14 protein-coding genes are annotated in these 17,687 nt (G+C 73.3%); 1 reads left to right on the top strand and 13 read right to left on the bottom strand.

Features of this window, described 5'->3' with window-relative positions; all coding sequences use genetic code 11:
- Nucleotides 1-2: 2 nt before the first annotated feature.
- The 9 genes from ACZ4EF_RS07390 to ACZ4EF_RS07430 form a co-directional block, all read right to left on the bottom strand.
- Nucleotides 3-662, bottom strand: coding sequence for an FMN-binding negative transcriptional regulator (locus ACZ4EF_RS07390; RefSeq protein ID WP_355332832.1), 660 nt, complete (start codon nt 660-662; stop codon nt 3-5).
- The gene (locus tag ACZ4EF_RS07395; RefSeq protein WP_355332835.1) at nt 655-1,521 is read right to left on the bottom strand and encodes an alpha/beta fold hydrolase; all 867 of its coding nucleotides are present in this window, start codon (nt 1,519-1,521) and stop codon (nt 655-657) included. Before ACZ4EF_RS07395 ends, ACZ4EF_RS07390 begins: the two co-directional genes overlap by 8 nt.
- Before the next feature lie 8 nt (nt 1,522-1,529).
- Entirely contained in the window at nt 1,530-3,014 is a 1,485-nt protein-coding gene (locus ACZ4EF_RS07400; RefSeq protein WP_467503259.1) for an amidohydrolase, read from the bottom strand.
- Nucleotides 3,015-3,044: 30 nt separating this feature from the next.
- Entirely contained in the window at nt 3,045-3,920 is an 876-nt protein-coding gene (locus ACZ4EF_RS07405) for an ABC transporter ATP-binding protein (RefSeq protein WP_467503261.1), read from the bottom strand.
- Nucleotides 3,917-5,626 (bottom strand): dipeptide/oligopeptide/nickel ABC transporter permease/ATP-binding protein, encoded by a 1,710-nt coding sequence (locus ACZ4EF_RS07410; RefSeq protein WP_401306865.1) that lies wholly within the window; start codon nt 5,624-5,626, stop codon nt 3,917-3,919. Before ACZ4EF_RS07410 ends, ACZ4EF_RS07405 begins: the two co-directional genes overlap by 4 nt.
- Before the next feature lie 2 nt (nt 5,627-5,628).
- Nucleotides 5,629-6,669 carry an ABC transporter permease gene (locus ACZ4EF_RS07415; protein WP_355332846.1) on the bottom strand — a complete coding sequence of 347 codons (1,041 nt, stop codon included), beginning with the start codon at nt 6,667-6,669 and terminating at the stop codon, nt 5,629-5,631.
- 4 nt (nt 6,670-6,673) lie between these two features.
- On the bottom strand, nt 6,674-8,281 hold the full coding sequence (locus tag ACZ4EF_RS07420; protein ID WP_355332848.1) for an ABC transporter substrate-binding protein: 1,608 nt from the start codon (nt 8,279-8,281) through the stop codon (nt 6,674-6,676).
- 343 nt (nt 8,282-8,624) lie between these two features.
- Nucleotides 8,625-9,380, bottom strand: coding sequence for an ABC transporter ATP-binding protein (locus ACZ4EF_RS07425; RefSeq protein WP_391046702.1), 756 nt, complete (start codon nt 9,378-9,380; stop codon nt 8,625-8,627).
- A gap of 136 nt (nt 9,381-9,516) precedes the next feature.
- Complete coding sequence (locus tag ACZ4EF_RS07430) at nt 9,517-10,443, bottom strand: ABC transporter permease (protein WP_355333572.1); 927 nt, start codon at nt 10,441-10,443, stop codon at nt 9,517-9,519.
- A 143-nt stretch (nt 10,444-10,586) separates the two neighbouring features.
- Here ACZ4EF_RS07430 and ACZ4EF_RS07435 point away from each other — a divergent pair, with 143 nt between their 5' ends.
- Nucleotides 10,587-11,225: a TetR/AcrR family transcriptional regulator gene (locus ACZ4EF_RS07435; protein WP_355332851.1), complete on the top strand. Its 639-nt coding sequence runs from the start codon at nt 10,587-10,589 to the stop codon at nt 11,223-11,225.
- 587 nt (nt 11,226-11,812) lie between these two features.
- Here the strand turns inward: ACZ4EF_RS07435 and ACZ4EF_RS07440 are convergent.
- The 4 genes from ACZ4EF_RS07440 to pheS all read right to left on the bottom strand — a co-directional run bounded on the left by ACZ4EF_RS07440 (nt 11,813) and on the right by pheS (nt 17,542).
- Entirely contained in the window at nt 11,813-12,409 is a 597-nt protein-coding gene (locus ACZ4EF_RS07440) for a hypothetical protein (protein WP_467503266.1), read from the bottom strand.
- A gap of 60 nt (nt 12,410-12,469) precedes the next feature.
- Nucleotides 12,470-13,624: a PP2C family protein-serine/threonine phosphatase gene (locus ACZ4EF_RS07445; RefSeq protein ID WP_467503268.1), complete on the bottom strand. Its 1,155-nt coding sequence runs from the start codon at nt 13,622-13,624 to the stop codon at nt 12,470-12,472.
- A 262-nt stretch (nt 13,625-13,886) separates the two neighbouring features.
- A complete protein-coding gene (gene pheT / locus ACZ4EF_RS07450; protein WP_391046336.1) occupies nt 13,887-16,412 on the bottom strand; it encodes a phenylalanine--tRNA ligase subunit beta in 2,526 nt (841 codons plus the stop codon).
- Nucleotides 16,412-17,542, bottom strand: a complete 1,131-nt coding sequence (gene pheS, locus ACZ4EF_RS07455) for a phenylalanine--tRNA ligase subunit alpha (RefSeq protein WP_391046334.1) — start codon at nt 17,540-17,542, stop codon at nt 16,412-16,414. Before pheS ends, pheT begins: the two co-directional genes overlap by 1 nt.
- Nucleotides 17,543-17,687 lie beyond the last annotated feature (145 nt).

Consider the following 17,687-nt stretch of genomic DNA (forward strand, 5'->3'; position numbering starts at 1 on the left):
GGTCAGTCGCGCACGGCGCGCATCCGCGCGGCAAGGCCGGGGTTCGCGTACGGGCCGTCCCCGTCGAGGGCCGCGAGGATGCGCGCGACGACCGGTTCTGGCTTGTCCTGGCTCATCTTCTCCTTGGTGACGGCGCGGGTGACCCGCATGCGGAAGCCGACCGTGCCGTGCACGATGCGCTGCGCGTAGGCGGCGTTCTCCGCCGTGCCGCGCATCAGGAACGGGTTGGGCACGGGCGCCTCGAAGTGGGCCACGAGCCGGTCGAGGACGGCCAGATTCTCCTCGTCGGGGAGGATGTCGGGCACGCCGTACAGGTGCGCGGTGGCGAAGTTCCAGGTGGGAACGGCGGTGGGCAGGTCGTACCAGCTCGGCGAGATGTAGCCGCTGGGGCCGTAGACGACCACGCACAGCTCCTGGGTGCCGAGCCGGTGCAGCGCCTCGTCGGGGCGGCCGACATGGCTGACCAGCACCAGTTCGCCGGGGGCCGTGGAGTCTTCTGGGGCCCCGGACTCCTCGGGCTCCTCGATCAGGAACGGGTAGTGCGAGACGACGGGCCCCGCGCCGTCGGCGCCGTTGGACACCATGGTCGCCCAGGGGTGTCCGCGCAGCAGGTCCGCGGCCCAGGCGAGGCCGCCGCCGGTGTACTCGGGGGTCTCACGCATGGTCGCTCCGCTCCGCTCGCGCCGCCGTGCGCGCGAACGCGCGGACGAAGTCGGGCCACAGCTCGCGCGGGATGTCGTGGCCCATCTCCTCGTAGAGGTGCACCTCGGCCCGCGGCATGATCTCCGCGAAGGCCAGCGCGGCCCGCCAGTGCAGGGACTGGTCGCCGCGCCCGTGGATGACCAGCGTCGGCACCGTGACCTCGCGCAGGTCGTCGCGGCGCTCCAACGGGCCGCGCAGCATGGCGTTCCACTGCCGCACCAGGCCGTCGGGCCGGTAGACCCGGTCGTAGTAGCGGGCGCCGAGGGCGGCCGACTCCTCGGCGTCGAAGGGGAAGCCCGGCGACTGGTAGTTCCGCTGGCCGCCGACGAACATCTCGATGTAGGCCGCGCGGTCCAGCCGTTCGGGCGCCCGCGACACCGGCTGACCGTCCCCGTGCGTCCCGACCAGGAACTCCGGCTCGCTCGACGGCGAGGTCGACATCAGGCCCAGGCTCGCGACCCGTCCGGGGTGCTCGATCGCGACCAACTGCGCGATGTAGCCGCCCATCGACATACCGGCCAGGTGCGCGCGGCCGATGCCGAGGTGGTCGAGGAGCGCGACGACGTCGTCGGCCATGTCGGAGAGGTCGTACGTGGCGGCGAACTCGTCGGGTCCGCCGGTCTGCTGGGAGAGCCCGACGTCCCGGTTGTCCGGGCGTACGACGTAGAAGCCCGCGTCGGCCAACATCGCCACGAACGCGTCGTGCCAGCCGATGAGTTGGGCGCCGCCGCCGTGCACGAGCACCAGCGGACGCCCGGCCGGGTCGCCGTCGGTCTCGTAATGGACCTCGATGCCGGCGGGTGTGATGAGGGTGGGCATCGGATCTCCTACAGGTTCGTCCAGGTGGGCCGGCCGCCCAGCACGGTGGCGGCGACCGGCAGGGTGCGCAGCGCTTCGGCGTCCAGCTCCAGCGGGTCCTCGTCGAGGACGACGAGGTCGGCCGGGTCACCGGCCGTCACGTCCATCCGGCCGCGGGCGCTCGCGGACAGGGCCGCCTCGCGGGTGATCCGCTCGTCCGGGTGCCACGGCTCGCGGCCGTCGCGGCTGCGCGAGACGGCGGCGCTGATCGCCACCCACGGGTCGAGCGGCGAGACGGGCGCGTCGGAGCCGAGCGCGAGGGTCGCCCCCGCGTCCAGCAGCGAGCGGAACGCGAACGCCCGGTCGCTGCGGCCCGCCCAGTGCGTGTCGGCGACGTCGCGGTCGTCCATGGCGTGCTCGGGCTGCACGCTCGCGACCAGGCCGAGCCGGCCGAAGCGGGCGAAGTCGGCGGCGGACACGAGCTGGGCGTGCTCGACGGTGCCCGGTATGCCCAGGCGCTCGAAGGCGTCGATCACCTGGGTGTTGGCGCGGTCGCCGATGGCGTGGACGGCCGCCGCGATGCCCGCCGCGTCCGCGCGGGCGAGCAGTTCCCCGACGCGCTCGGGTGCGACGGACTGTACTCCGCACGGGTGCGGGTGGTCGGCGGGCAGCCCCGGATAGGGGTCCCAGCACAGCGCCGTACGGGTGTTGAGGGAGCCGTCGACCACGATCTTGAGCCGCCCCATGGTGATGAGCCCGCTCGGTTCGAGGAGGTCGCCGGTCCGCAGGCCGCGGCCGATCGCGTCGTCGAGCCGGTCGGGCCACACCGACGCCTCCACGCGCAGGGCGGTCACTCCGGCGGCGACCCGCTCGGGCCAGAAGCGGGTGATGTCGGCGTTCTCGAAGTCCACGATCCCGACGACGCCCCTGGCCGCGGCGGCCCGGGCCGCGGCCCGGTGGTCGGCGGTCTCGGGCCGGTGGTCGCGGTCGAGGACGTCGAGCGTTCCGATCCACTCGGTCTCGCGCAGCACGCCGTCCTCGGGCGGCCGCACGCCGAGGCGGCGCGCGGCGGCGGAGTTGAGCCAGCCGCAGTGCAGGTCGCCGGAGACGAGCACCAGGCCGCGGTCGGCCGATATCGCGTCGAGGGCGGCCAGGCTCGGGGCGTCGGGCCACAGCGCGTCCCGGAAGCCGTAGCCGACCAGGAGGTCGGACGCGGTGGCGGCCAGCGCGTCGCGCATGATCGTGGCCGCGTGCGCGGCGGACGTGGCGGGGGCGAGGTCGACCCGGCGGCTGCGGATGACCCACTGGTCGAAGTGGGTGTGCGCGTCCCACAGGCCGGGGCGCACGAAGCGCCCGTCGAGGTCGAGGGCCGCCGCCGACGGGAGGTCGCCGCCGGTCGGCGCGACGCTCTCGATCAGGCCGTCGCGCAGCACGAGGTCCCACTGCCCCGGGGTGCGCGGGATGCGCGCGCGGCGCAGGACGAGGTCGGGCACGGGGCTCATGGGCGACCGCATCTCAGGTGTTCCTCCGGATCTCAGGGGTCTTCAGGGTCGAGGGGTGCCGTCGAGGTCGAGGCCGGTGTCGAGGTCGGCGGTGTCATCGAGGTCGGCGGTGTCGTCGAGGGAAGCGTCGTCGAGGTCGTCGAGGTCGAGCGGCCTTCCCATCACGGGGATCGACCGCAGCAGTTCGCGGGTGTAGGGATCGGCGGGGTCGGCGAGCACGGCGTCGGTGGGCCCGTGCTCGACGACGCGGCCGGCCCGCATGACGGTGACCTCGTCGCTCACGTAGCGCACCACGGCGAGGTTGTGCGAGATGAACAGCATGGTCAGGTGGAGTTCGCTCTGGAGCTCGCGCAGCAGATTGAGGACCACGCCCTGGACGCTGACGTCGAGCGCCGAGGTGATCTCGTCGGCGACGAGTACGGCGGGTTCGGCCGCCAGCGCCCGCGCGATGGTGATCCGTTGCCGCTGGCCGCCGGAGAAGCGGGCCGGTCGGTCGCCCGCCCGGGACGGGTCGATGTGGACGAGGTCGAGCAGTTCGCGGACCCGTGTCTCCCGGTCGGTCCGGTTGAGCCGCCGCCCGGTGGCGAGCAGGCCCTCCGCGACGGAGACGCCCACGGGCATTCGCGGGTCGAGCGCCGCGAGCGGGTCCTGGAAGACCATCTGCACCCGGCGGCGGGCCAGTCTGGCCTCACGCGAGCGGGCGGTGAGGTCGACGCCGTCGAGGCGTACGGTGCCCGCGTCGGCGCGCGCCAGTCCCACCGCGACCCGCGCCATGGTCGACTTGCCCGACCCCGACTCGCCGACGAGCCCGAGCGTCCGGCCGGAGCGGACGACGAGCGAGGCGTCGTCGACGGCGGTCTGGGCGGCCCGGCCGTGGCCGAAGCGCACCGTGACGTGGTCGAATTCGAGCGTGCTCACGCGGTCGCCTCCTCCTGTGTGGCGACGCCGACCACCGGCAGCGCGCGGGTCCTGTCGGTCGTCATGTCGGGCACGCAGGCGATCAGACCGCGCGTGTACGGGTGCCGCGCCTCGTCCAGCCGTCGCGCGTCCAGCCATTCGACCACCACGCCGTCCCGCATGACGGCGATGCGGTCGCAGAAGCCGCTCACCAGGGCGATGTCGTGGGAGATCAGCAGGATCGCGGCGCCGGTCCGCTCGCGGGCGTCGCGCAGCGCGCGCATCACCTGCCGCTGCACCGTCACGTCCAGGGCGGTCGTGGGCTCGTCGGCGATGATCAGCCGGGGCGTCCCCATCAGGCCCATCGCGATCATGGCGCGCTGCCGCATGCCGCCGGAGAACTCGTGGGGCAGCTGCCGGATCCGCCGTTCCGGGTCGGGGATGCGCACCAGGGCGAGGGCGTCCAGGGCCCGCTTCGTCGCGGCGCCGCGCGCCACACCCGCGTGGATCTCGCTGGCCTCGGTGAGCTGCCGGCCGACGGTGAGGGCCGGGTTGAGCGAGGACAGCGGGTCCTGGAAGATCATCGCCTGTTCCAGGCCGAGCCTGCGGCGCTCGGCGGCCCTGGGCCGCCGTTCCATGTCGATGCCGCGGAAGACCAGGCGTTCGCTCTCCACCAGCGCCTCGGGGCCGAGCAGTCCGGCCAGGGCCATGGCGGTGACCGACTTGCCGGAGCCCGACTCGCCGACGATGCCGACGACCTCCCCCGGTCCGATCGTCAGGTCCACGCCGTGCACCCGCTGGACCAGGGAGCCGTCGTCGGCGCGGAAGGAGACCCGCAGGTTCTTCACCTCGGCGACGGCGTCGCCCTCGGCCGGGGTGACGCCCGCGCCGTCCGACCGGGGGCGTACGGCGTGCACGGTCCGGGCGCGGGACTGGCTGAGCACCTCGCCCAGCAGCGAGAACAGCACACCGGTGAGCACGATCGCGATGCCCGGCCCGATCGCCGCCATGGGCGCCGAGTAGATGCGCTTGGAGCCCTCGTTGAGCAGCCGTCCCCAGTCGTACTGCGTGGGTTGCACACCCAGGCCGAGGAAGGACAGCGCGGCGAAGGAGAGCAGCGTGGCCGACGCGTGCGCGGCGATGTTGACGACCAGCGGCGGCAGGATGTTCGGCAGGACGTGCCGCCGCGCGGTGCGCAGCGGCGGGCTGCCGACCAGCCGCGCGGCGTGCACGTAGTCGGTGTTGGCGACCGACGAGGCGAGGGTGGAGACCAGGCGCGCGAAGACCGGGACGCCCGCGAAACCGATCGCGAACATCGCACCGCGCGCCGTCGCCCCCCAGATGACGGAGAAGAACAGCGCGAGCAGCAGCCACGGGAACGACAGCAGGATGTCGATGAAGGCGGTGACCAGGCGGCGCGGCGCGCGCGGCAGCACCGCGGCGACGATGCCGAGCACGACGCCGCCCGCGACGGAGATGCCCGCGGCGCCCAGGGTCAGCAGCACCGACAGGCGGGTGGCGACGACGGTGCGGGCGAACAGGTCGCGGCCGAGTTCGTCGGTGCCGAAGGGGTGGGAGAGGCTGACCGGTGCCTGGCGGCCCGCGATGTTCCGGGTGGTGGCCGCGTGGTCGAACACGAAGGGGCCGACGACCGCGGCGAGCACGACGAGCGTGAGACCGGCGAGTACGGCGATGCCCTGCGGGGTGAGGAGGGTACGGCGCAGCATGGTCATGCCTCCGCGATCGTCGAGCGCGGGTCCAGGACCGCGATGGCGAGGTCCACGACGAGATTCGCCCCGAGGACGAGCAGCGCGTACACGAGCACGATCCCCTGGATCAGCGGGTAGTCCTTGGCCGTGATCGAGGAGACGATCGTGGACCCGATGCCGGGCACGGTGAACACCGTCTCCACGAGCACGGTGCCCGCGACGAGTCCGACCAGCACCACGCCGCCCGCGGTGAGGGTGGCGGTGACGATGTTGGGCAGCGCGTGCCGCAGGTACAGCAGCCGGCCGGGCAGCCGCTTGCTGCGCGCGGTGGTCAGGTACGGGGCGTCCAGCACGCGCAGCATCTCGATGTGCACGATCCGGGCCAGGTAGGCCAGCGGCCCGATGGCCAGCGCGAGCACGGGCAGCACCGCCTGGCCGGGCGTGCCCCATCCCGCGGGCGGGAAGAGCGGCAGGCCGACGCCGAGGGTCGCGATGAGCAGCACCGCGAGCAGGAAGTTCGGGATCGCGATGAGGATGCCGAGCAGTCCCGACACCCCGAGGTCGAGGAAGCGGCGGCGACCGCTCCGGGCCGAGACCGCCGTGGCGACGCCGATCGGGAACGCGCCGACGACGGCGACGAGGAAGGAGATCACGGCCAGCAGCAGCGTGGTGGGCAGCCGCTCGCCGAGGATCTGGGAGACCGGTCGCTGCGAGGTGATCGACGTACCGAGGTCGCCGTGCAGCAGCGCGGTGACGTAGTGGGTGAACTGGGCCCACAGCGACTGGTCGAGGCCGAGCTGCTGGCGCAGCGCGTTCACCGTCGACAGCGGGGCGGTGGGCCCCAGGGCCGCTCGTACCGGGTCGCCCGGCACGAGCTGGACCATGAAGAACGACGCCACCAGCACGACGGCGAACGAGATCGCCGCGCGACGCAGTCGTTGCAGGACGAATTCGAGCCTCGGCGATCCGGCCAGGAGCCGGGGGCGCCCGGCCCGAGCGGCGGCCGGTTCGGCCTGCTCGGGGGGCGCGGCGGTGGTGACCGCGTTCGAAGGGATCGTCATGCCGTCAGCCCAGCATGCGGATGGTCGTCGGCGCGATGCCCCAGGGCACGTCGGCGGTGGCCTTGTTGAAGAAGGTCGGCGCCGCGGTCTGCGCGAGGGGGTAGGCGTCGGCCCGGTCGATCAGTTCCTTCTCCGCGCTCTGCCACAGGTCGCACGCCGCCGTGGTGTCCTTGGCGGTCATCGCCTGCTTGGCCAGGTCGTCGTACGCGGGGTTGCGCACGTCCATGAAGTTGTAGCCGCCCTTCTCGCTGGTGGCGCCGAGGAAGAACAGGCTGAGCGTGGAGGGCTTGTTGGGGGCGAGCTGGATGAAGCCGGTGTCCCAGTCGTAGGACTGGTAGAGGTCGGTGGACCAGCCGGTCGGGTCCTCGGCGACGAGCTTGGTGTCGACGCCGATCTCCTTCCACTCGGCCTGGATCTCCTCGGCGGCGGCGGAGTGGCTGGGCGTGCCCGCGTCGTACAGGAAGCGGATGGTCAGCGGCTTGCCGTCCTTGGAGCGCTTGCCGCCGGAGCCTGCCGGGTACCCGGCCTCGTCCAGCAGCGCGCCGGCCTTCGCCTTGTCGGTGGCGGGCAGCTTCCACTTCGGGCCGCCCTTGACGCACAGGAACGGCGCCTGGACGACCAGCGACTTCATCTCCTCGGAGTGGCCGTTGGTGACGAGGTCGCCGACCGAGGAGCGGTCGAGGGCGAGTGTGAGCGCCTTGCGCACGCGCTCGTCGGAGGTCGGCCGGCTGGAGCGCTCGTTGAAGAGCATCTCGCCGATCGGGTTCGGCACGCCCTTGGACGCCAGCTTGGCGGCCTGGAGGCGGTCGCGGTCGGTGCCCGCCACGCCTGCCGCGTTGAGTCCGCCGGACAGCAGCAGGTTCGCCGCCGTGGACTCGTCGGTCACGACCTTTCCGACGACCTTGTCGGGCAGCCCCTTGGTGCTGCTGGTGACGCCCTGGGGTCCCCAGGTGTAGTCGGTGCGCTTGGTGTAGACGTACTCGTTGCCCGCCTTGGCGGTGGTCAGGTGGAACAGCGCCGTGCCGTTGGTCGCGTTCTTCAGCGAGTCGGGCTTGTCGAGGCCGCCCTGGCAGACCATCTCGACCTCGCCCGTCATGCTGAGCAGGAACGGGTTGCTGGTCTTCGAGGTGATCGTGAGCTTGTTGCCCTCGGCCGTGGCCTTCATGTCGGCGGTGACGTCGGAGCCGTGCCAGAAGGTGCCGTGCTTGGCGTCCGCCTGGTAGGTGATGTTGTTCGCGGCCGTCGCGGCCGTGAACGTGCTGCCGTCGGAACAGGTGACGCCGTCCTTGAGGGTGTACGTCACGGAGGTGGGGGTCTGCGTCCAGCTCTGCGCGAGCCACGGCAGGGACTGGCCGTCCCCCGAGGTGTAGACGAGCGATTCGTAGGCGTACGGCACGAGCTGGCGCTGCACGAGCGAGACCCCGGTGAGCGGCGAGAGGCTGCCCGGGTCGTCGTTGAGCCCGACGTTGAACGTGCCGCCGGAGACGTACGAGGTCGGGCCTGCGCTCGCCTTGGCGCCGGAGCCTGAGCCGGAACCGCAGGCGGCGAGCGTTACGGCCGCGACCGCACATGCCGCGACCGCGACGGACGGCTTGAGGTGCTTCCTGGTCATTGCTGTCGTCCTTTGGTTCGACGCGGTGCGGGACGGGAGCCTGGTCGATGGGGCCGGGCGGCCCCGGGTACTCCGAGGCCCTGGGTCCGAGGCTAGAAAGCCCGGATACACCCGACAATGTGCCGACGACGCAGAGAATCGTGGCGCACTGTGCTGTGAACACAGTGGCCGGCACCACATCGGCTCGTGACCGCGAGCCGTCCGGGTACCGGTGTCCCCGCACCCGCGCCGGGTACGGGCCGCTCGAAAGCCGTCCCGGCGCGGTGATCTCCCTGGAGACGATGCAGGAGCGGGCTCCGTACTTCAAGCCCCGACGGCATCGACATGTGCCGCGACCAGCGGTTCAGCCGCCGCCGCTGTGCTCCTCGTAGGCGGCGACGACCTCTTCGGTCGGGCCGTCCATCAACAGCTCGCCCTTCTCCAGCCAGATCACGCGGTCGCAGGTGTCGCGGATGGAGCTGTTGTTGTGACTGACGAGGAAGACGGTGCCCGCCTCCTTGCGCAGCTCCCTGATCCGGTCCTCCGAGCGCTTCTGGAAGGCGCGGTCACCCGTGGCCAGCGCCTCGTCGATCATCAGCACGTCGTGGTTCTTGGCCGCCGCGATCGAGAACCGCAGCCGGGCGGCCATGCCGGAGGAGTACGTCCGCATCGGCAGCGAGATGAAGTCGTCCTTCTCGTTGATCCCGGAGAACTCGACGATGCCGTCGTACCGCTCGCGCACCTCCTCCTGGGACATGCCCATGGCCAGGCCGCCGAGGATGACGTTGCGCTCGCCGGTCAGGTCGTTGAGCAGGGCGGCGTTGACGCCGAGCAGGGACGGCTGGCCGTCGGTGTAGACCCGGCCGCGGTCGGCGGGGAGCAGGCCCGCGATGGCCTTGAGCAGGGTGGACTTGCCCGAGCCGTTGGAGCCGATGATGCCGATCGCCTCACCGCGGTAGGCCGTGAAGGTGACGCCCCTGACCGCGTGCACGGTGTGGACGTTCGGCGAGGCTCTGCGGGAGACCAGCCGGTGCAGGGCGGAGGTCGCGTTGCCCCGGCCGGTGCCCGCGCCGTAGATCCGGTAGACGACGTGCAGTCCGTCGACGATGACGGTGGGCACCAGGGGCCGGACCAGGCGCGGGGCGACCTCCGGGGCGATCTTCGGGTCCAGGGCGGCGGCCAGCTCGGGGGCCAGGCCCCTGGCGCTGTTCGGGACGGCGTTCAGCGCGGTCTCCTGCGTTGCCTCGTCCGTTGGTTCAGCCACGGCCGTACTCCTCCTCCGACGACCAGAAGAACGCGTACCCTGCGCAGGCGGCCACGGCCGCCCAGCCGACCGCGAGCGGCCAGATGTGCGGCGGGAGCTGTTCGCGGGTGACGCTGTCGATCAGCGCGAACCGCATCAGACCGACATATACCAGGGCGGGGTTGACGTTGAGCATCACCGCGACGGCGTGCGGCGCGCCGACGGTGAAACGGGAGAGGTCGTAGAAGACCCCGGAGACGTACATCCAGGTCCGCAGCACGAAGGGCAGCACCTGGGCGAAGTCGGTGGTCCTGGCGCCGACGCGGGCCAGGCCCAGGGCCAGCCCCGCGTTGAAGAGCGACTGGAGGGCCAGCGCGGGGACGGCGAGCAGCCAGCGGGTGGTGACCGGGATGCCCTCGGCGACCACGATGACCGAGAGCACGCCGAGGGAGAGCAGGAGCTGCCGGAGCTGGAGCAGGGTGGCGGCGATCGGCAGGCAGGCGCGCGGGAAGTGCAGGGCGCGGACGAGTCCGATGTTGTCGGTCAGCGAGCGGGCGCCGCCGAGGACGGCCGACTGGGTGAAGGTGAAGACGAAGACCCCGGTGCACAGGAACGGGATGTAGTCCGTGACGCCGCGGCCCGCACCGAGCAGCAGTCCGAAGATCAGGAAGTAGACGGCCGCGTTGAGCAGCGGGGTGAGCACCTGCCAGAGCTGGCCGAGGCGCGCGTCGCTGTAGAGGGCGGCCTGCCGGGCACCGGCGAAGGTGGTGACGAAGTGGCGGCGGGCCCAGAGCCGCCGGGTGTACTCCACGATTCCGGGGCGGGCGCCGCTGACGGTCAGGCCGTGGGCGGCGGCGAGCGCGGCGGGAGCGAGGTCCGCGGGGCCCGGCCGAGCGGGTGCGCGCGGGGCGGTGATCACGGCGGGAGAGGCGACGGGCATGGGCGGCTGCCTTCGGGTGACGGGCATGGGGAGACACTTGCGCAACGACGGAACGGGCCCGTATCGTCGTCACGGTCGACGGTAGAGCAGTCGCGGGATGGAACGCAACCGTTCCGTCGTCACGTCGGGTTAGGATCGCTCGCATGACCGACTCCGCCGAGGCCGCTTCTCCGTCCACGACGACCGGCGGTCCCCGCCGCGCCCCGGCGGGCGCCGCCGTGCTGCGCGAGGACGTCACCGAGGCGATCCGGGCGGCCGTCTTCGCCGAGCTGGCCGCCGTCGGATACGGGCGCATGTCGATGGAGGGCATCGCCCGGCGCGCGGGGGTCGGCAAGGCCGCCGTGTACCGCCGGTGGCGCTCGAAGCTGCCGCTGGTCCTCGACATGGTGTCCGACTTCGCCGCGCAGGGCCTTCCCGTGCCCGACACCGGCACGCTGTACGGGGACGTCCGCGCCCTGCTCGACGTCAGCGCGCGGGCCCTGCGGCATCCGGTCGCGGCGCAGATCATCCCCGATCTGCTGGCCGAGGCCGCTCGCAGTCCCGAGCTGGCCGACACGCTGCGCACCGCGCTGCGCGAGGCCCAGGGCGGGATCACCGTCGCCGTCATACGCCAGGCCGCCGCGCGCGGCGAGCTGTCCCCCAGCGCCGATCCCGAACTCGCCCTCGACCTCATCGCGGGCCCGCTCTACTGGCGTCTGGCCGTCATGCGCGCCGCCTACTCCCGAGCGCAGCTCGACGCCCTCACCTCAGCCGTCGTCGCTGCGCTCCAGGCTTCCACGTAGCGCGTACGTCCGCCCCCACCCCGCCGCCGCGCTCCCGGCTTCCGCATAACCACCGGGCCTCCGGCCCGGACCCCCACAGGACCTGCCCCGCTGAGGCCGGTCCGCACAGCGCACCACCGCCGCGGCCGCCCGCGCAGTTCCCCGCGCCCCTAAAAACCCGCCGCACCCATCCAAGCACTCTCGCCCCCGAAGGGCCGCGACCACCGGGCCTCCGGCCCGGACCCCCCACAGGACCTGCCCCGCTGAGGCCGGTCCGCACAGCGCACCACCGCCGCGGCCGGCCGCGCAGTTCCCCGCGCCCCTAAAAACCCGCCGCACCCAGCCGAGCACCCTCGCCCCCGAAGGGGCGCGGGGAACTGCGCGAGCAACCACGACGCACCGGAAGTCGGCGAACACCCGGCCGGGCTACGGCGCGTGGCCGAAGGGGCGCGGGGAACTGCGCGGGGAAGCCACCACCGGCGGGTGGTCGGGGGGATGCGGCAACCGCCCCACCGGGGCCGGTGGTGACCGGCAGGTCAAAGGCCGTCCACGTGCCGGCGGTGACCGGCAGGTCAAACGGCGGCCCCGTGCCCGTGGTGACCGGCAGGTCAAACGGCGGCCCCGTGCGGGAGCACCACGGTGCGGTGGGCGTGGTCGCCCGCCGCGTCCGCCGTGGGGGCGGCGGCGATCACGAGGATGCCCGCGGCGGCGACCCCCCGGAGGCGGCCCCAGATCCGGCCCTCGGCCGGAACGGCGAGGTCGGCGGGGTCGACCAGGAGGACGTCCGGGGCCGGGATGAGGGCCAGGGCGACGGCCAGGAGAAGCTGGTCGCAGACCCCCAGGTGTTCGAAGCGGGCGCGGCGGGGGACGACGCCGGGCCGCTCCGGGTCCGGGTGGTCGGCCAGGGTGAGCCCGGCGGCGGCCAGGGCTTCGTGGATGCGCCGGGCACCGACACGCAGGCCCGCGTGGACGGCCGCCAGGTCGAGGAGTTCACCGACGCGGTCGTACGGGTCGGGGGCCCCGGGGCCGTACACCCGCGCCACGCCGGTCCTGCGCCCGCCGGGCCGCAACCCGCGCCCGAGCGCGACCAGCATCGCGGTGCGTTCGGGACCCGCGGGGCCGATGACGGCCAGGAGTTCCGCGGCCGATACGGCGGCGGGCGCGACGCCGTGTGCGGGGGCGCTGTGCCCGGTCACTGTCACCACGCCGTCCCCTTCCTTCGTAGAGGCGAGCAATCCGCCCATATCTACCAAGGAAGGGGGCGTTCAGCGGCGCGGCACTCCGGAGAGCGCCGCCGTACGCGGCCGGGCCGCCGGCCGTACGCCGTCCCGGACGAGCACCAGCAGGGCCACGTCGTCGGCGGGACGGTCGGCCGCGTGCCGCAGGACGGCGGCGCGCAGGTCCGCGGCGACGGCGCGGCCGGACAGCGGGGTGCCGGGGCGTACGTCGGCCGCGTCGGCCAGGACGTCGGCCAGCGGGAAGAAGACGCCCTCGGCGTCCCGCGCGTCCTGCATGCCGTCGGTGCAGAGCAACAGCCCGTCGCCGGGCGGCACATGGCCGGTGGCGGCCGGTGCGGCCGTCCGCGCCGGGTCGAACAGGCCCAGCGGCGGCAGGGGTTCGCCGATCGGCAGCGGACCGGGCGCGGCGTCGAGCAGATACGGCTGCGGGTGGCCGCAGTTGACGATCCGGTAGGCGCCGTCGTCGGCGAGCTCGACGAGTTGGAGGGTGGCGAATTCCTCGGCGACCGGATCCTGTGGCGGGACACCGGCCGCCGCCGGGTGCTCACCGCGGGTCCGCTCCCGCAGATGGCGCCGCAGGGCCCCGTCCAACCGCCGCAGCACGCCCGCCAGTTCGGGTTCCTGATGGGCGGCCTCGCGGAAGCTGCCGAGCAGCGCGGCGACCATGCCGATCGCGGGCAGGCCGTGGCCGCGCGCGTCCCCGATGACCGCCCGCACCCCGAACGGCGTGGCCAGCACCTCGTAGAAGTCGCCGCCGACGTGAGCGCCCCGGCTGGCCGACACGTACTCCCCCGCCACCGTCCAGCCGCCCGCTCTGCGCGGCAGCGGCCGCAGCAGCACCTGCTGGGCGGCGACGGCGATCTCCCGCGTACGGTCCAGCTCGTCGCAGAGCAGCGACCGGCGGCGGGCGGTCCACATCGCCGCGGCTATCACCGCGACCACGGTGGCCGCGGCGCCGAGCACCGGGCCGGAGCCGTCGAAGGAGTCGTCGGCCAGTTCCGCGCCCAGCACGCCGAGCGCCAGCAGCCCGCTGCCGAACACCCAGAGCCGCCGGGCGCCCGCCGCGCAGGCCACCGCGGGTGTTACGGCGAGGGCGGGCAGCACGTCCGCGCCTTCGGACAACTGCCAGGTGAGCACGCCCATCACCGCCACCCACACGGCGGGTACCAGCGCCCACGGCACCCTTCGCAGCGCACGGACTGCCCGGTTTCGGATCATCCGCCCGGCTCCCCCCAGAAGCCGCGGTCGCGGCAGCGTCGGAGCCGCGGCCCGCATGCCCGGCTCCCGCATCCCGACCGATTCTGGCCATTCCCCGCGCACAAGTGGCCCGCCGAACGGGGTAATCACTCGAATGAGCGACGAAACCCTTGAGCGCTCCCCGAAAGACGAAGGGGGCCGCCCCGGTGCGTCCGGGACGGCCCCCCTTCTCGGGTCCTGCGCGCCGTCAGGCGCCGCGCAGCACCGCCCCGGTGAGGGCGTGGGCGCTGGCGACCGCCGCGTCACGCGCCGCCGTGGTCTCCTCGGCCGTCAGCGTGCGGTCGGGGGCCCGGAAGCGCAGCGCGTAGGCGAGGGACTTGCGGCCCTCGCCGATCTGCTCGCCGGTGAAGATGTCGAACAGCCGGAGCGATTCGAGGAGTTCACCGGCGCCGTCGCGCAGCGCGCGCTCGACGTCGGCGGCCGGGACCGAGGAGTCGACGACGAGCGCCACGTCCTGGGTCGCCACCGGGAAGGTGGACACCCGCGGCCCGGTGGGCCGGTCGCCGCCCGCGCGCTCGACCTGGTCCATGTCCAGTTCCATCGCGCAGGTCCGCTCGGGCAGGCCGAGCGCCTTGGTGACCCTCGGGTGCAGCTCCCCCGCGTTGCCCACCAGCGTCTCCTGACCGTCGACCACCGCGTACAGCGCGGCGCAGCGGCCCGGGTGGTAGGGGGCGTGCTGGTCCTGGCGGACGCTCAGCTCGACCCCGGCCTCGCGGGCCACGGTACGGGCCGCCTCGACCGCGTCGGCCCAGGTCGCCGGGTGTCCGGCGCCCCACCAGCCATTACGGTCGCGGGCGCCGCAGAGCACGACGGCGACCCGGCGGGGCTGGTCCGGCAGCGCCTCCTGGAGCCGCGCGATCTCCGCGTCCGTCGGACGGCGGTCGACCGCGAGACGCGGCGGCGCCTTCTCCGCGCCGGTCGGCAGGAAGACCAGACCGGTCTCGAAGAGCGCCAGGTCGTGCGTGCCGCGGCCCAGATTGCGGCGCAGCGTGGCCAGCAGACCGGGCAGCAGCGTCGTGCGCAGACCGGGCTCGGTGTCCGAGAGCGGGTTGGCGACGGTCACCGTGCGGCGGCGCGGGTCGTCCGCGTCGAGCCCGAGCTGGTCGAAGACCTCGGCGCTGACGAAGGGGTAGCTCGGCGCCTCCACGTATCCGGCGCCGGCCAGGGCCCGGCCGACCCGGCGGCGCAGGAGCTGCGACTCGGTCAGCCCGCGTCCGGCGGGCGGCTTGGGCAGCGTCGACGGCAGATTCTCGTAGCCTTCGAGCCGGATGACCTCTTCGGCGAGGTCGTTGGGGAAGGCCAGGTCGGGGCGCCAGCTCGGCACGGTGACGATCAGCTCGTCGCTGCCGTAGACGTCGCAGCCGATCTCCTGGAGGCGGCGGACGACGGTCTCGCGGCCGTACTCGGTGCCCGCGACGCGGTCCGGGTGGTCGGCGGCCATCGCGACGGTGCGCGGGGCCGACGGCGAGACGACCTCGGTGACGCCGGGGTCCGCGGTGCCGCCCGCCAGGCCCGTCAGCAGGTCGACCGCGCGCTGGGCCGCGGCCGAGGTGGCCTGCGGGTCGCTGCCGCGCTCGAACCGCTTGGACGCCTCGGAGCCGAGCTTGTGGCGGCGCGCGGTGCGGGCGATGGTGACCGGCGCGAAGTGCGCGGCCTCGATGACGATCTCGGTGGTGCCGGTGACGACGCCGGTCTCCGGGTCGGTGGCGGGCGCGGCGATCTCGGTGTTCGCGCCGCCCATCACGCCCGCGAGGCCGATCGCCCCGGAGTCGTCCGTGATGACCAGGTCCTCGGGGTCCAGCGTGCGCTCGACGTCGTCCAGCGTCGTCAGCTTCTCGCCGGGCAGCGCGCGGCGCACCCCGATCGGCCCTTCGATCCGCGAGCGGTCGTAGGCGTGCAGCGGCTGGCCCAGCTCGAACATCACGTAGTTGGTGATGTCCACGGCCAGCGAGATCGGCCGCATGCCGACCTTCTGGAGCCTGCGCTGGAGCCAGATCGGCGACCGCGCCTCGGGGTCGAGACCGGTGACCGTACGGGCGGTGAAGCGGTCGCAGCCGACCGGGTCGGCGACCTTGACCGGGTAGCCGAACGCGTTGGGCGCGGGCACGTCGATCAGCGCCGGGTCGCGCAGCGAGACGCCGTACGCGATGGCCGCCTCGCGGGCGACGCCGCGCATCGACAGCGCGTAGCCGCGGTCCGGCGTGACGGCGATGTCCAGGACCTCGTCGACCAGTTCGAGCAGCTCGACGGCATCGGTGCCCACCTCGTGCTCGGGCGGCAGCACGATGATGCCCTCGTGGTCGTCGCCCATGCCCAGCTCCTGCGCGGAGCAGATCATGCCGTGCGAGACATGGCCGTACGTCTTGCGCGCGGCGATCGCGAAGTCGCCGGGCAGCACGGCGCCTGGCAGCACCACGACGACCTTGTCGCCGACCGCGAAGTTGCGGGCGCCGCAGACGATCTCCTGCGGCTCGCCGGTTCCGTTGGCGTCGCCGACGTCGACCGTGCAGAAGCGGATCGGCTTCTTGAAGCCCTCCAGCTCCTCGATGGTCAGCACCTTGCCGACGACCAGCGGGCCCTTGAGCCCGGCGCCGAGCTGTTCGACGGTCTCGACTTCGAGGCCGGCGGAAATGAGCTTGGCCTGGACGTCGCGGCCGGTCTCACCGGCGGGCAGTTCGACGTACTCCCGCAGCCAAGAAAGCGGGACCCGCATCAGATCTCCATCCCGAACGGAAGGGTGAAGCGCACATCACCCTCGACGATGTCTCGCATGTCCTCGACGCTGTGGCGGAACATCAGCATCCGCTCAATGCCGAAGCCGAACGCGAAACCGCTGTACTTCTCCGGGTCGACGCCGCAGGCGGTGAGCACCCTGGGGTTGACGACGCCGCAGCCGCCCAGCTCGATCCAGCCCTCGGAGGAGCAGGTGCGGCAGGGGCGGTCGGGGTTCCCGACCGAGTCGCCGCGGCAGACGTAGCAGAGCATGTCCATCTCGGCGGACGGCTCGGTGAACGGGAAGTGGTTGGGCCGCAGCCGCGTCGTCATGCCCTCGCCGAACAGCGAGACCACCATGTGGTCGAGGGTGCCCTTGAGGTCGGCCATGGTCAGGCCCTCGTCCACGGCGAGCAGTTCGACCTGCGCGAAGACCGGGGTGTGGGTGGCGTCCAGCTCGTCGGAGCGGTAGACGCGGCCCGGCGCGATCACGTAGACGGGCAGCTCGCGCTCCAGCAGGGCGCGGATCTGCACCGGGGAGGTGTGGGTGCGCAGCACCACGCCGGACTCGCCGCTGCCGCCGGGGCCTTCGGGGCCCTCGACGAAGAAGGTGTCCTGGGTCTCGCGGGCGGGGTGGTCGGGCGGGAAGTTGAGGGCGTCGAAGTTGAACCACTCGCTCTCGACCTCGGGACCCTCGGCGACCTCGTAGCCCATGGCCACGAAGATGTCCTCGATGCGCTCGGAGAGCGTGGTGAGCGGGTGCCGCGCGCCGACCGGGCGCCGGTCGTAGGGCAGCGTGACGTCCACGGCCTCCTCGACCAGCACGCGGGCGTCGCGCTCCGCCTCCAGCTCGGCCTGCCGGGCGGCCAGCGCCTTGTTGACCGCGCCGCGCGCCTGGCCGACGCGCTTGCCCGCCTCCGCCTTGGCCTGCGGCGGCAGCGCGCCGATCTCGCGGTTGGCGAGCGCCAGCGGCGAGGCGCCGCCGGTGTGCGCGGTCTTCGCGTGCGCGAGCGCGTCGAGGTCGGTGGCGGCGGCGACGGCGGCCAGCGCCGCGTCGCGCATCCGCTCGATCTCCTCCGGCTTCAACGCCTCGACCTCCACAGGGTCGTACGACTTGTTCGGTGCCGACATCTTTTCCCGTTCCGCAGTGGATGGTGGTGGGGGCGCCTCCCAGGACGGAGTCTCCGAGTGGAGGCTCTGCCCGACCGGACACATACCGAAGCCCGATTCTACCGGCGCCGCGTGGACCGCCTGATCACGCCCGCCGGGGGTCCGC

Source organism: Streptomyces sp. NPDC025721 (assembly GCF_055558595.1).